Annotated in this window: 9 protein-coding genes; 3 read left to right on the plus strand and 6 right to left on the minus strand. The window is 39.7% G+C overall.

Annotated features, from left to right (window positions below; translation table 11 throughout):
• Positions 1–60: 60 nt before the first annotated feature.
• Positions 61–1,638, minus strand: coding sequence for an MFS transporter (locus AN944_RS17890; protein WP_055026010.1), 1,578 nt, complete (start codon positions 1,636–1,638; stop codon positions 61–63).
• Between the two features lie 522 nt (positions 1,639–2,160).
• A complete protein-coding gene (locus tag AN944_RS17895; protein ID WP_144430220.1) occupies positions 2,161–4,257 on the minus strand; it encodes a glycoside hydrolase family 97 protein in 2,097 nt (698 codons plus the stop codon).
• A 469-nt stretch (positions 4,258–4,726) separates the two neighbouring features.
• On the opposite strand from AN944_RS17895, the gene AN944_RS17900 reads away from it, so the two are divergent.
• Together AN944_RS17900 and AN944_RS17905 are read left to right on the plus strand one after the other, a co-directional pair.
• Entirely contained in the window at positions 4,727–6,985 is a 2,259-nt protein-coding gene (locus tag AN944_RS17900) for a molybdopterin-dependent oxidoreductase (protein WP_055026012.1), read from the plus strand.
• Positions 6,986–7,009: 24 nt separating this feature from the next.
• Positions 7,010–7,552, plus strand: coding sequence for a 4Fe-4S dicluster domain-containing protein (locus AN944_RS17905; RefSeq protein ID WP_055026013.1), 543 nt, complete (start codon positions 7,010–7,012; stop codon positions 7,550–7,552).
• Positions 7,553–7,761: 209 nt separating this feature from the next.
• Here the strand turns inward: AN944_RS17905 and AN944_RS17910 are convergent, their stop codons facing one another.
• Positions 7,762–8,205 (minus strand): hypothetical protein, encoded by a 444-nt coding sequence (locus AN944_RS17910; RefSeq protein ID WP_055026014.1) that lies wholly within the window; start codon positions 8,203–8,205, stop codon positions 7,762–7,764.
• A gap of 180 nt (positions 8,206–8,385) precedes the next feature.
• Between AN944_RS17910 and AN944_RS17915 the strand changes: the two genes are divergently transcribed.
• The gene (locus tag AN944_RS17915; protein WP_055026015.1) at positions 8,386–9,045 is read left to right on the plus strand and encodes a molecular chaperone; all 660 of its coding nucleotides are present in this window, start codon (positions 8,386–8,388) and stop codon (positions 9,043–9,045) included.
• A 73-nt stretch (positions 9,046–9,118) separates the two neighbouring features.
• Here the strand turns inward: AN944_RS17915 and AN944_RS17920 are convergent, their stop codons facing one another.
• From AN944_RS17920 to AN944_RS17930, 3 genes are all read right to left on the minus strand, one after another.
• Positions 9,119–11,095, minus strand: coding sequence for an alpha-amylase family glycosyl hydrolase (locus AN944_RS17920; RefSeq protein WP_082420055.1), 1,977 nt, complete (start codon positions 11,093–11,095; stop codon positions 9,119–9,121).
• 63 nt (positions 11,096–11,158) lie between these two features.
• Positions 11,159–13,054 carry a glycoside hydrolase family 13 protein gene (locus AN944_RS17925; RefSeq protein WP_055026016.1) on the minus strand — a complete coding sequence of 632 codons (1,896 nt, stop codon included), beginning with the start codon at positions 13,052–13,054 and terminating at the stop codon, positions 11,159–11,161.
• Between the two features lie 56 nt (positions 13,055–13,110).
• The gene (locus AN944_RS17930) at positions 13,111–14,607 is read right to left on the minus strand and encodes a tryptophan halogenase family protein (RefSeq protein ID WP_055026017.1); all 1,497 of its coding nucleotides are present in this window, start codon (positions 14,605–14,607) and stop codon (positions 13,111–13,113) included.
• Positions 14,608–14,699: the final 92 nt, after the last annotated feature.

The raw sequence follows: 14,699 nt of genomic DNA on the forward strand, positions 1-14,699 counted from the left end.
ATCCGCGTATAGTCACGAAACGTTTTATAATTTGAATAATCAGAAATATGACTCAATAAGTTATTGTTTTGGTTGGTCTACAAACAACACTGCGATACCCGCAATAATCATAAACACACCGCCAGTAATTAATGCAAAGATTGGCTCTCCATCAAATAATGTATTAAGAATTACGCCTAAAACACTGGCCGCAAGCAATTGAGGGATAACAATGAAAAAGTTAAATATTCCCATAAACACCCCCATTTTCTTAGGTGGTAAGATCCCAGATAGCATTGCGTACGGTACTGATAAGATTGACGCCCAAGCGATGCCGACTCCAATCATAGGTATCCAAAGTAGGGCAGGATCGCTAATGAAATAAAAGCTGATAAGCCCCAAACCACCCAATGTTAAATTGATGGTATGTGTGAATCTTATTCCGACTGCTTTTGCTAGAAACGGTATTGCAATCGCAGCAACAGCAGCAAAACCATTATATGAAGCGAATAGCATACCGACCCAATCAGCGCCATCATTGTAGGCTTTGGTCAGTACATCACTGGTACCGTAATGGTAAGAGGTGACTGCTGAAGTGGTATAAATCCACATCGCGAATAAGGCAAACCATGAAAAGAATTGTACGATGGCCAGTTGGTGCATGGCTTTTGGCATATGGAATAAATTATCAACTACGTTAAATACCATGCCTAGACTTTCGCGCTCAGCGATGTCATTTGGATTAACTTTTGCGAGGGCTTTTGCGCAGTAAAATTGCAAAGGGCCAAATACAAAAATACCGATGGTCAATATATAAAGCTGCTTATCTAACGAAAGGCCAAAAACTAAACCTGTTAAACCACCACCAATAGCCATCCAAAGCATAGAAGCAAATTGATATTGCTTAGCTGTTCTAGTGGGGCTATCGCTATTGTTTTCAGTTATTAATTCTTCATCATTTTCTTGATGAAAAGAGGCCAGTTCTTCAGGTGAATATTCTTTAGAGGTTACGATGGTCCATCCAACCGCGAGGAACAAAACGGCGCCTCCAAAATAAAATGCGTAACGAACCGAGTCGGCAATTTCGCCTTCAGGAGCAGTATTCGCCACATCAAAATAGTTGGTTAATAAATACGGCAAGGCTGACGCTACAACGGCGCCGATTCCAATAAAGAAGCTTTGCATCGCATAGCCTTGAGTACGCTGAGACTTTGGTAGGTTATCTCCAACAAACGCACGAAATGGCTCCATGGCAATGTTAATTGAGGCATCCATGATCCAAAGCATGCCGGCTGCTACCCATAAAACTGGAGAATGCGGCATGATAAATAAAGCGAGTGTGGTACAAACTGCGCCAATTAAAAAATAAGGGCGACGGCGACCCAGTCCATTCCATGTATTATCACTTAAGTAGCCAATAATGGGCTGGACGATAAGTCCTGTTAACGGAGCTGCAATCCATAAGATTGGAATTTCATCAATCTCAGCGCCTAGGGTTTGAAAAATACGGCTGACATTAGCGTTTTGAAGTGCAAAACCAAATTGGATCCCCAAAAATCCAAAACACATATTGAAAATTTGCCAGAAGTTTAATTCTGGTTGCTGACGAAGCGATTGTTTATTCGGTGTACCCTGATGCGATGTATTATCGGCAGACATGTATCTTCCTTTATCTTCCATTATAAATGGGCTGTTCAGCATCATGGCTGAATTCTTATTGTTACTTGTTATTTTGCTAGGTATTCATTTCGGCTTGATTAGACGATAGTTAAAAAAATGGCGAATACACATCTCCCTAAGACGGGTATTCGCCAAAGACCTCGTATTCTGACTTCGATTGATAAAGAAGTTAGAAAGGTTCTTAAACCTGACACAATCCGATGAAGGTGATGCGCCAGTAACGACCTAGCCCATTTCATCCCCACAAGCAGAGGAAGAAATTTAGCAGGTTTTATATTAGCCTTGTGGTGGATTTTGGCACAACTAATTACATACGTATTCATCATTTATGCACAACGAAAACTGATCATATTTGTAACAAGGTTGTGGAGTGTTTTCTTAAATGTCATGGCGTCTTCGGTGTTGTTTTTTTGTGAGCTAAGGCAATGTAAATGAAGAAAAACCTGATGGCAACAATCACTTTGCGCATCAGGTTTTTGGGGGGAGACTTAAAGTTGAGTGTTAATCGAATGGGATAAAACGAATCGCTACACCGCCGCTGGTGGCAAGGGCTAATGTTAAGGTATCTTTCGCTGTTACTTGCTTGTTTTCAATAACATAATCGTATGGATTGGTCTTCCAATCAGCTTCGGCTCCATCACGATATATTTGTGCTTGATAGGATTTATCAGATGATAAAAAGTCTAACTTGATTGTTAACTCCCGCTCAGATTCGTCGGTTAGTGCGCCTAAATACCAATCCTCTGAAGCGCGGTCTTTTCGTGCAAAGGCAACAAAATCACCAATCTCGCCAGCGACTGCAATACTCTCGCTCCAATCCGTTGGTACATCTTGAATGAATTTAAATGCATCTAATCGTTCAACGTAATTTCTTGGTAAATCAGCTGCCATTTGAATTGGACTGTATAGTACAACATACAAAGCCAGTTGTTTTGCGAGGGTTGTCTGGACGCGGTTAACGGCATCAAGTCCCTCAGGGGCAAGATTAAAAATACCCGGAGTGAAGTCCATCGGTCCTGATAGCATGCGTGTATATGGCAATATTGCGGTATGCTCTGGACTGTTAGGAGGCGTTCCCCATGCATTAAATTCTTGTCCGCGAGCGCCTTCACGAGAAATCCAGTTAGGGTAGGTTCGTCTTAAACCAGTGTCTTTTATTGGCTCGTGAGTATTAATACTAATTTGACGTTTAGCAGCTTCTGTAATGCTATGAAGATACTCATTAACCATAAATTGACCATCATGCCATTCATGGCGAACAATACCTTGCGAGTCGACTCGCTTAATGTCGCCACCATCAGCAACATAACCTGTTTTGATTTGTGTTACGCCGTGTTGCTTATATAAATCATAAGCGTCACTCATTTGATTGCGGTAGTTGGTCACAGAACCTGAAGTTTCATGATGGCCAATTAAACGCACATTGTTGTTTGCTCCATGTGCACTGACAGCATCAATATCAAAATCATCATAAGACTGAGTAAAACTGAATACATCACCGTTATGGAACCAGCTTCCATCCCAACCAAGATTCCAGCCTTCAACGAGAACACCATCAAAACCGTACTTAGCTGCAAAATCCATATAACGTTTCGTTTCTGAGGTGGTTGCACCGTGTTTTTCGCCAGAACCCCAAGTGTTTTCATTAATGTGCATCCCCCACCAAATACCGACGTATTTACCAGGTTCAACCCATGAAACATCACCGAGTTTGTTCGGTTCATTCAGGTTAAGGATTAAATCTGAATTGAGTAGTCCAGTTGCTGCATCAGCAATTTGAATAGTGCGCCAAGGAGTAGTGAAACCAGGTTGAGTTTTGACTAAGGTGCCATCAGACCAAGGGGTGAGATCGGCTTTAAGCGTGCCATCTCGGCGCTGATCTAACACCATCGCTGCGTAATCTGTAAGAGCCGCTTCATGAATACTTAAGTGAAGCCCTGAAGTTAATTTGTAAGTGAAAGGTGTGTGGGCACGGTCGACTTTGTTAACCGATGTTGTTTGATATAAATACTCATAACGGTTCCAGCCTCGGCCAGGGATCCACCACGCAGTTGCTTGATGCGCATCAGGAACGGAAAATTCTGTCAGCTCATTGGTGATATTAAGGTGAGTCACTTTATCAAATGACGCTTGCTTGGGGACGAGATATCTAAATCCGATACCGTCATCAAATACTTTGAACTCCAGTGCAAATTGATGCCGACCATTAGAAAAAGTCGCTGTCAGCTTATTATGGTTGTCGTCTATCCATTCACGCTCGCCCCAAGGTTGTTGCCATCGAGAAGAGTGCGTTGACTTACTGGACTCTGTAATATCAAAACCGCTACCAAATTCACCAAATGTTTCAAAAACCAACCCTAGCCTTGAATTAAGTACGGCTTCTTTACCGTTAAAAGTTACTTTATATTCCGGTCTGTCACCGTCATCGGTCAAACTAACTGAAATACGCTTATCAGGAGAATTTACGGTTACTGTTTTTGCGAGAGCCGATTGGTGGGCGCCAAGCAAAAAAAGACTAATTAATAGCGGTAGACGAGCTAAATTTCTTTTGGGTAACAGCGAGACATTAGGTTGAGACTTCCTTGAAACCGGCGACATTGACAACTCCATTATAGATTTAATTATTTTTGTAACTTCATACTAGAGCTGTTCATATTTTTGCCGCAATTGACTGCATACGTATTCAAACCAAAAATTCGCAATGCTGATTTCAAAAATTAGAATTTGTTGTTTTTAAATACACTTTGCTGAGGGATAAATTTTTGGTAAGTCTTAGTTTGCACTTTTTAGGAAAATAACTGGATGTAACAGTGATTGTTTGATACTGACAATGTAAATATTGATCGCACGGATACATTTGTTTTTATTTTTACAGCTTTAAATTTTTAATGAGATATTTACTAACAATAACTTTTGATATGTGAAAACTTGATATCCAAAAGATGAAACTGTGATAGCGTTAAATGATTTTCTAAATGTTTGAACAGATTATATTTTTTAATCTTTTTTTGTTAACAAAACACAGCTATTTGCTATGGTTTTTTTGAATAACAATAAGGATTAAATGATGGCAATGAACAGACGTAGTTTTTTAAAAGGCAGTAGTGCTTTTGCATTTTCTGCGAGTATCATGGGGTGTTCTAGTAGCGATGATGACAATACAACAGAACCACCTGTAACAGAGCCGCCAACACCTGAACCCGACGGTGTTTTTCATACAACATGTCCAAGAAACTGTGGTGATAGATGTAGCCTGCTAGTTTCAACTAAAGATGGGGTTGCGGTTTCTGTTAGTGGCGATCCTTCGCATCCTGTTACTGCAGGTACGCCATGTGTAAAAGGCCATGCGTATCTTGAATCTATTTACAGTCCTGATCGCATACAGCAACCAATGAAACGCGTTGGTCCACGTGGTCCTGGCGCAACCTTCGAGCCAATTAGTTGGGAACAAGCTAATAGCGAAATGGCTGCAAAATTAAATGAAGTTATTGATACCTATTCTGGTAATGCCATTGTGCCTTATTTCTATTCAGGCTATAGCGGCATAGGTGCCAGTTCAGGTGCTAACCGTTTCTTTAACCGAATTGCGAGCCGTAATTTACAACGAAACATCTGTGCTAGTGCAGGTTATTCTGGCATGAGCTCAATTTTAGGCGAGTTCTCCGGTCCGAGCCCAGAAGATTACGTCAATACCAAGTGTTTTGTGTCGTGGGGAACAAACGAACAAGCGACCAATATTCATCACTTAAAATTTATCAATGAAGCGCGTGATAAAGGGGCAAAAGTACTGGTAGTTAACCCAGCAAGAACGCCGCTAGCATCACAGGCAGATATCTGGTTACAACCGACACCAGGGACTGATGCAACCTTGGTTATTGGTATTGCTAAGATATTGATTGAAGAAAGCTTGCATGATACTGGGTTTATTGAATCGTATACCCAAGACTATGATGCGTTATTGGCAAGATTAGAAGAATTTACCCATGAGCAAATTGAAGCTGAAACTGGGGTAAGCAAGTCACAGTATCAGTCTTTTGCAAGAGCTTATGCTGGCGCTGAATGTGCAATGATCCGTATTGGTTATGGCTTACAACGTACACTAAATGGTGGGCGTATGGTAAAAGCTATTCCAACGCTAGCTGCTTTAACAGGTAATATTGGTAAAGTCGGTGCAGGCGTTGTGTATCTGAACACTCAAGCTGGTGGGTTGTTTGACTGGGCATATTCTGGCGGTAGTCATTTAACACCAGAAGATGCTGTAAGAGATACTGTCAATATTAGTGAAATTGGTAAATCACTTCTGCCAGAAGATTATCAGCATGAAGACGGTCAAGTCGGCCCATTAGCGTTTGACGAACCATGCGATCCGATTAAAGCGATGATTGTATATTCAAGTAACCCGATTGCTATTGCTCCTGATGCTGATTTAATTGAAATTGGATTAATGCGGGATGACTTATTTTTAGTCGGGATTGATCTATTCCAAACCGATACCATGGACTACGTTGATTATTTACTGCCAACCTCAAGTTACATTGAGCAAGCTAATATGATTGATAGTTACCACTGTTATTATGCTAAACACAGCACGCAAGCGATTAGCCCGTTATATCAGTCAAAACCAGATACCATTATCTTCCAAGATTTAGCTAAAGCCATGGGTTACAGCGACCCTGAGTTTAGTGAAAGTATTGAGGATATTTTACGTGGTACTTGGAAGGGCAACATTAGCTACGATGAACTCTGTGTTCAAAACTGGGATAGCCCAGTGGTTGATTACCCATTCCGTAAAAATTATGACTTCCCAACGCCTAGCGGAAAAATTGAATTTAAAGACACCAGTGGTACTTATTTCGATCCTGAAAAATTCAATCCTGTTATCGATACTGGTACGCCAGAGTCAGATGACTTTGCCACCAAAGGCATGACAGATGATGAAAAATCACGTGAATTCCGTTTACTTTCACCAGCGCATCCCAAGCTGAGTAACTCGCAATGGGCAAACGTTAAGTATATTGAAGGCACTTTCCCGCAGCATATGGTTTATATTCACCCAGATGATGCTATGCGCAAAGGGATCAGTGATGGCGACCAAGTTAAGTTAACGGCAAGTCGTTATGGTCAGCGTGATGTGGTGATTCAATACACTGCAAGAGTTGAAGCTATGACACCAGCAGGAACAATTTTCGCTTGGAAAAATGCATGGAAAAAACTCAATGAAAACGGCAGTGGCACTGCTATTAATCAGCTTACCAATAGTGAATTAACCGATATGAACTTTGGTTCAACTTTCCACTCAACTCGTGTTGATATCGCTTTGGCGTAATCCATTACATTAAGGAAAAAACAAATGTCTGAACAAAAATGTTTTGTATTTCGCCAAGAAAACTGTGTCGGCTGTGAAGCATGTACTGTCGCTTGCCAAGCAGGTAACGACGTCAATGAATTCGTTACTTTGCGCGATATTAGCCAAGGCGAAAAAATAAATAGTGAAGGTAGAGAAGTTTCGGTATTTTTATCTCAGTCTTGTCACCATTGTGAGTCACCGGTTTGTGTCGAGAAATGTCCACAAGGTGCGATGATCCAACGAGATGATGGCATTGTATACATAGATGAATCTACTTGTATTGGTTGTGGTGTTTGCCATTATGCGTGTCCTTATGATGCGCCTAAGATCGACCCAAGTCGAGGTGTGCTAACCAAATGTGATATGTGCAAGGATAGGCTTGATCTCGGTGAAAAACCTTTCTGTGTAACGGGATGTCCTGTACAGGTTCTTGATGTGATGGATCTCAGTGAGGCGTTAGCGTTACCTGGTGCGAGTATGTCAGGTGATGGTCATCAAGATTTAGGTACGGCGCCAAGTACAGTCTTTATTAAATTAAGAGGTTAGTGACTGGCAAATCGTTAATAATATGAGCATTTAAAATATTAATGTCCTTTTTAAAGCTCAAAATGAAATGCTGTTATGTAAAAGCCTGTTAATTTAACAGGCTTTTTTAATACTAAAGTATAGTTTTTTAGACGAACAATAATAAATAAAGATTTGTTATCTAGGTGACAGAGTTTTTATGTTTATTTATAAACTAGCTTTAAAAATCATTACACAGTAAATCGAGTATTACGTCTTTGATTTAAATTTCTGATATGCTTATCCCAGTTATTTGCAACTTGAATAACTGAACTTGCTTGATCTAATAATGCTTGTTCATGGGATAAATCAATATCTAATGCAAAACCTCTTGCTAAAGCAATGATAGAATAGTCGGTTTTTGTAATGGTTTCTTGATTAATACTTTTATTAATTACTACGCTGAAGCCGTTAAAAAAAGCGCTTAATAATTCAGACTCCGTTAAGGTTTCAGGAAAGGTTTCCACACGTCTGAAGTCATTAATTACCATACTTGCAAGCTTTCTGCTGATAGCATCTATCGATTTTGCTGGGTTAGATGATGCTAACCACACAGCTTCATTCTTTAAGGTGTTTTCGATAGCACTGGCCAATTCGGCTGCTCGCCATCTTTCTTTAAAGCTCATGACTAACATAGTTTACCTATTATTAATAAACCGCATTGAAACATCATACGAATTTTTTAAGCATTGAATAATGATCTAAATCACTGTGCTTACAAATCATCGCTATTACTTTTTATAACTGGAAATGCATCACAGATATTAATAATAACCTGAAATAATATGGTGTAAATTAAATAATAAGGAATAAACATGAGTAATTCAGATAACGTTAAATCTATAGCGTTAATGTTTAATATTTTAGCTGAAATTTTTTATCGAAATCCTGATGAAGAATTTAAAAATACCTTATCTGAACTCGATACATCAATATTCATAACAAATAAAACGAATTTGCAAGATCTAGCTTTATTAAAAATAGATGAAATTAAACAGTTAGCATCACAACTGCCATTATTAGCACTTAAACAAGATTTTAATGCCTTATTTGTGAGGCCGAAGGGCAAGTTAGCGTATCCTTGGGGGTCAGTCTATTTAAATAAACAAAATCGTTTATTTGACCATACAACGCTTGCCTTTATGGACTTTTGTAAGCTTCAAGATCTTAATTTTAATCTTGAACATAATGAACCGACAGATCACTTTAGCCTGATGTTAGTTGCTTTGGTGCATTGTTTAGAACTTGATAGTGTCTCAGGCTTAGCATCTAGCCAAGGTGAAGAAGGGACAAGTCGAACAGAGGTGCTACTGAGCCAACATCTTTTACCTTGGAGTGAACGGTTTTTAACCTTGGTTATAGATAATGATAATAGTGGCTTATACAGTGCAGCAGCGCAGTTAAGCAAGCTATTGTTGGCTGAGTTAACTGCCGAGCTGAGTATTACCGTTGTTGAAGTTGAGTTATATAAATAAGTTGTTGTAATAAAAGTAAATAAAAAGCCAGATAACATGGCTATCTGGCTTAAACGGTTAATGATGAAAGACGTTATAGTTCAATCATTAGCACACTAGACTGTAATGGTTTTAGCGTTATCGATATTGTGCCAATATCTTGATTAACCGTCATCTCAGTCTGTTCTTCAGTCGTTAGTAAATCTGTCATCTTATAAACACCATCAGTTAAGCTTACCGCTTTAAGCAAGGCTTTAGGTAAACTTAACGTTAAGTCTGTTGCTTTTTGTTGACTAAAATTGCTGATGACAACGATAAATTGGTTTTCATCATAACGGCTAAATGCAAACAGCTTGTCTGAGTAACCATTTTTTGTTGCTACAGATGCATCACGGTTATGTGTATCTAGCTCAAAATATTCGCCATTGAGTGCAGATGCAGTATGGCTTAAATTTAACAATGTTTGATAGTAAGCACGAAGAGATTTCTCTGCTTCAGTTGATTGCCCGCCATCAAATTTACCATTGTTCATCCAACGTTGATGCGCTGGTACGCCCACATAATCAAAGATACTCGTACGTGTGGCCTGACCGAAACCTGCGTTTTCAGCGCCTTTTTCACCGACATCTTGACCGAAATACAAAAGAGTAGGTGAACGGCTAATCGTGGTCGATACGACCATAGCTGGTAAGGCTGCTTCAGGACTACCAGCAAAATCAGTGGTATTGATCCTTTGTTCGTCATGGTTCTCTAAAAAGTGCAGCATATGCTCTTCAATATCCGCGACTTTGGCCTGATCAACGGCTATTTGAGATGTAGCAGTTTTACCATGAATAATGTCTTTTAATGTGTCATATAAATCGACCTTATCATAAAGGTAGTCCATCTTTCCTAGGTGAATATAGTCACGATACAGACTTGGGTTATAGACTTCGGCTAATAAAAAAGCGTCTGGATTGATGTGTTTAATATTACTGTTCAAATAGCTCCAGAATTCTACAGGAACCATCTCTGCCATATCATAGCGAAAACCATCAACCCCTTTTGCTAACCAAAACTCGGTGATGTCTTTAAACTTAATCCATGAATCAGGTATGGCTGTTGGCAGTTGAGATTGCCAAAACAAGTAATGCTCAGCAGGGTTCTTTTTATTGAATCCTTCAGGAAGTGTAGGGAAGTCATAGCTACCGTCAGGTTTGACACCATAGTTAACTTTTACAGTTTCATACCAATCATTTGCATCTGGCTTTGCTAATCGCGATCCATTCCCGGTCCATTTAGCAGGGCTTTCTCCAAATAATTTATCTGAAAGTGGATGTCGTTCGCCGCCTAAAGGCTGCTTTCCTTGATGACTGTCAGGCACTTGAAATGCTTGATCTACAATATAGTAAAAGTTGTTATTTTTAGCGTATTCCACATTAGTGTCATCGTTTTGGCCAAAATTACGATGACTAGGTAAGCTAGATGATTGATCAATCGACTCATAGCGCCTTGCAACGTGATTCGGCACGATATCGATAACCACTTTCATGCCATTGTTGTGGGTGCGCAATATAAGTGATTCAAACTCATTTAAGCGATTAGCAGGATCATCAGCTAAATCAGGGTTAACGTTATAATAATCTTTTACTGCATAGGGAGAACCTGCACGGCCTTTTACAACGTCAGGATCATCATTACTGATCCCATAATCAGTGTAGTCATTGATCAATGCATGATGGGGCACACCTGTGTACCAAACGTGCGTGGTTCCAAGTGATTTTATGTCCTGTAAGGCAACATCAGTAAAATCACTAAACTTACCGACACCATTTTCATCTATGGTTCCCCAGGGCTTATTGGTTGTATTGGTATTACCATATAAACGCGTGAAGACTTGATATATGACCGGCTTTCCAGTCAAAGCACTTGTGTTGTGTTGTGCTGTATCGTGAAGCTTATCTTCTGATTCTGCAATGTGATTATCAATCGATGTGCTGGAGTGACTACACCCTGCAGCAAAAAATACGAGTGCGCTGGCGAGTACAGAAGTCCGCAGTTGTGGTTTATTAATTCTTGATAGGGTATGCATAATTATCTCTTATTATTGCAGCGGTTAAGTTGAATAATTTAATCGCTGCAGTCATTTTTGTTATTAGTTAGATAAGCTTAAGATAATGACACCTTTTTCTTGTAAACTGAGTGGCTTATCTAATGAATACGAATGTTGACTGAACAGTTCAACGCCTGAGGTATGCTGACTGAGCACTTCACTAAATCGATTTAAATCAAGCTCAACAGCGTTTTCATTCTTGTTGTATATGATCAGAATATCTTCATTTTTATCAGATTTTTGATAACGTCTTGCTTGCACGTAAACACCGTCTTTAGGCACGTAATGAGACAGGGTACCTTGTTGGATAGCAAGTGAGTTTTTACGAAAGTTTAATAAGGTCTTATTAAACGTTAGCGAATCTAATTGATCTGGCGTTAAGTTTGTTTGCTCAAATACATTGGTTTTATCCGTTGGCCAGCCGCCAGGGAAATCACTTCGCACTAACCCATCATTTCGGTCTTTGGTTGGGCTAGTCATTAACACTTCTGTTCCATAAAACATTTGTGGAATACGGTTACTTGTCATCACATAAGTCATCGCCATTTTATACGTCGCTAAATCTTCACCCATCAAACTGTATAGGCGGTTGGTATCATGGTTGCCCTCAAATAAGACTAAATCCGTCGGTTTGGCATAAATCACATCATTGGCAAGCATTTCATATAAAGTGATTAAGCCGCTTCCCCAGTCCTCTTTATCGGTAAAGCTTTTAATCATTTCTTCATATAGCGGAAAGTCCATCATGCTAGGAGTATGTGACACATAACCATCAGCATTTTGTTTTCCAGCTTGCCAGTAACTGACTGTAATCGGGTTTGCAGTCCATTCTTCACCGACAATATTGAAGTTTGGATATTCATCCATAATCGCTTTTGACCAGCGAGTTAAAAATGTTTTGTCGGCGTATGAATAGGTGTCTTCACGGATCCCACTTAACCCTGCATATTCCACCCACCAAATGCTATTTTGAATCAGGTAATTTGCCATAAACTGATCATGTTGATTCATGTCAGGCATGGTGTCAGTAAACCATCCGTTTTCGAACTTAGCTCTGTCACTTTTCAGTGCGTAAGGGTCTTGTACTGTTGTTCTTCGATGGCTGGTATATAAGATATCAGATGGATTTTGTTGCCATTGTTGCTGGCCGTTTATCCAAGTTGAAGTTGGAAAATCTGCCATCCAGCGATGTCCTGAACCCATATGATTGACAATAACATCTTTAATAATTCCAATTCCGAACTGCTTCGCTTCTTCGACTAATGACTTGTATTCTTCGTTACTGCCAAAGCGGGGATCTATGTTGTAAAAGTCAGTGGTGGAATAACCATGATATGAATACTTTTGCTGATTATTTTCTAAAAGCGGGTTAATCCATAACTGGGTAACACCTAATTCGCTCAAGTAAGGAAGTGATTTACGGATCCCCATAATATCGCCGCCATGTCGACCATCTTTGTCTGCACGATTAACTTTTTCGAGCATATCTGGGTGGCTATCATTATCAGGGTTACCATTTACGAAACGATCGGGTGTTATCAGATAAATGACATCTTTATTGCTAAAGCCTTGTCTGTCACGTGATCCTGGCTCACGTGCAAGGATAGGGTAATCAAAATGCTGCACTAGTTTATCGTTATCATAAATGGCGAACGTTAACGTTTGTGGCTTGGCATTAGCTAGGTCAAGATCGACAAATAAGTGGTTATCGCTGCTAGATTGATGAACGTCAATTAATTTAACCCCATTAGCTTGGGCGAGTCTGATTTGTTTATTGGCGATATTGTCACCATAAACTAGTAATTGCAGTTGGCTGTTATGCATGCCAGCCCACCATGACTCTGGCTCAACTGAAAATGATGATACTTCTGAAGCAACTGGCGCTGAAAACAGCAAACTTATTAGTAGTGGGTAAGCTAATTTAAACTGATCCGTCATATTATAAACCTTGCTTTATATATTTTATTTGGGGATGAGATTACTGGTTATAGCGTTTAAAGCCGCTGAATATAGTCATTATGTGTTGGCATATTAGTAACTGCACCGGAAATGATCTGTTTTACATTACTTAAAAACTCAGTGAGATCACTTTGGTTAATATTGTTAGCGAGTGGGTTATAATCTTTTGGTGTCACCCCTTGGCCAAGTAAGACCTGGATCCAAGCCGCTTCTGTAAACAGTTCATCTTGATATCGAGTGACTGTTCCCGTTGTTCTGAAACAGTCAATTTTTTGCTGTAATGATGCAGGTATTGGCATATCACGACATTGTTGCCATAAGTCAGTTTTATTGGATGAACTGCTTCGTTGATTCACGTGATAATGTAAAATGATAAAGTCACGAATCTGTTCAAACTCCAACTTTGATTGACGGTTATATTCGTCAACGCTGGATTGTTGAATACCTTGATGTGGGAAGAACTTTGTTAATCGAATTATTGCAGACTGAACTAAATGTAAACTGGTTGATTCAAGGGGCTCAAGGAACCCACTGGAAAGACCAATAGCAACACAGTTTTTATGCCACTGCTTTTCACGCCTTCCAGTTGTAAAGCTTATCTTTTTGGGCTCAGCAAGTGGTTTTCCATCTAAATTGTTGAGCAATAACGATTTAGCTTCATCATCTGTTATATGCTGACTGCTATAAACCACCCCATTTCCGGTACGATGTTGTAATGGTATGCGCCATTGCCAGCCTGCTTTATGAGCTATTGAACGAGTGTAGGGGACTAATGGCTCACTGCGCTCACATGGCACTGCGTAAGCACTATCGCACGGCAACCAATGTTGCCAATTCTCGTAACTGACATTTAATTGTTGTGCTATTAATAGTGCTGCAAACCCGGAACAATCAATGAACAAATCGCCGTTAATGACCTGGCCATCTTTAAGAGTAACCGATCGAATGTCGCCTTCTTGCTTGAGCTGTACTGAGCTAATGAATCCTTCAAGACGTTTTACTGATAAGTTTTCACTATATTGCCTTAGCAATTGGGCATAAAGAGATGCATCAAAATGATACGCATGCGTTATTCCAGCAAGAGGAGAGCCCTTAATTGTGTCTATAGGAGCAAATTTATTCTCTGCAGCAGCTTGATAGTTGAGTGAGTAATCCCAAAATGAATGAGCATTTTGAGGCGAGGATTTTAACCAATAATGATGAAATTGAGTGTAGCCAATATCCTTGCCAAAATTGCCAAAAGCATGCATGTAGCTGTCTTTATCCTTACCCCAATTCTCAAATTGGATTCCTAGTTTAAAACTCGCTTGGGTTTGTTTGATAAAGTCAGCCTCGTTGATTCCAAGGACACTATTGAATATTTGAAGAGGAGGGATGGTCGCTTCACCGACACCAATGGTGCCAATGGACTCTGACTCAATCAATGTGATGTTAAGTTGAGCTTTAAATAGTTTGATTAACATGGCTGCGGTCATCCAACCAGAAGTACCGCCTCCAACAATTACAATGTCTTTTATTTTATTTTTATTCATAGTAATCGCCTTTTATTTGTCGGTTGTAATAAACAGATTATGAAATAATAAAAAGCCCCTGTAACAGGTTACAGAGGCTCTTCAATGTTACT

The organism is Shewanella sp. P1-14-1 (assembly GCF_001401775.1).
In the GTDB taxonomy this organism is placed as follows: domain Bacteria; phylum Pseudomonadota; class Gammaproteobacteria; order Enterobacterales; family Shewanellaceae; genus Shewanella; species Shewanella japonica.

Coding starts and splice junctions, on each gene's coding strand:
- AN944_RS17890 (WP_055026010.1), bottom strand. CDS start 1,638: ATGTCTGCCGATAATACATCGCATCAGGGTACACCGAATAAACAATCG.
- AN944_RS17895 (WP_144430220.1), bottom strand. CDS start 4,257: ATGTCGCCGGTTTCAAGGAAGTCTCAACCTAATGTCTCGCTGTTACCC.
- AN944_RS17900 (WP_055026012.1), top strand. CDS start 4,727: ATGGCAATGAACAGACGTAGTTTTTTAAAAGGCAGTAGTGCTTTTGCA.
- AN944_RS17905 (WP_055026013.1), top strand. CDS start 7,010: ATGTCTGAACAAAAATGTTTTGTATTTCGCCAAGAAAACTGTGTCGGC.
- AN944_RS17910 (WP_055026014.1), bottom strand. CDS start 8,205: ATGTTAGTCATGAGCTTTAAAGAAAGATGGCGAGCAGCCGAATTGGCC.
- AN944_RS17915 (WP_055026015.1), top strand. CDS start 8,386: ATGAGTAATTCAGATAACGTTAAATCTATAGCGTTAATGTTTAATATT.
- AN944_RS17920 (WP_082420055.1), bottom strand. CDS start 11,095: ATGCATACCCTATCAAGAATTAATAAACCACAACTGCGGACTTCTGTA.
- AN944_RS17925 (WP_055026016.1), bottom strand. CDS start 13,054: ATGACGGATCAGTTTAAATTAGCTTACCCACTACTAATAAGTTTGCTG.
- AN944_RS17930 (WP_055026017.1), bottom strand. CDS start 14,607: ATGAATAAAAATAAAATAAAAGACATTGTAATTGTTGGAGGCGGTACT.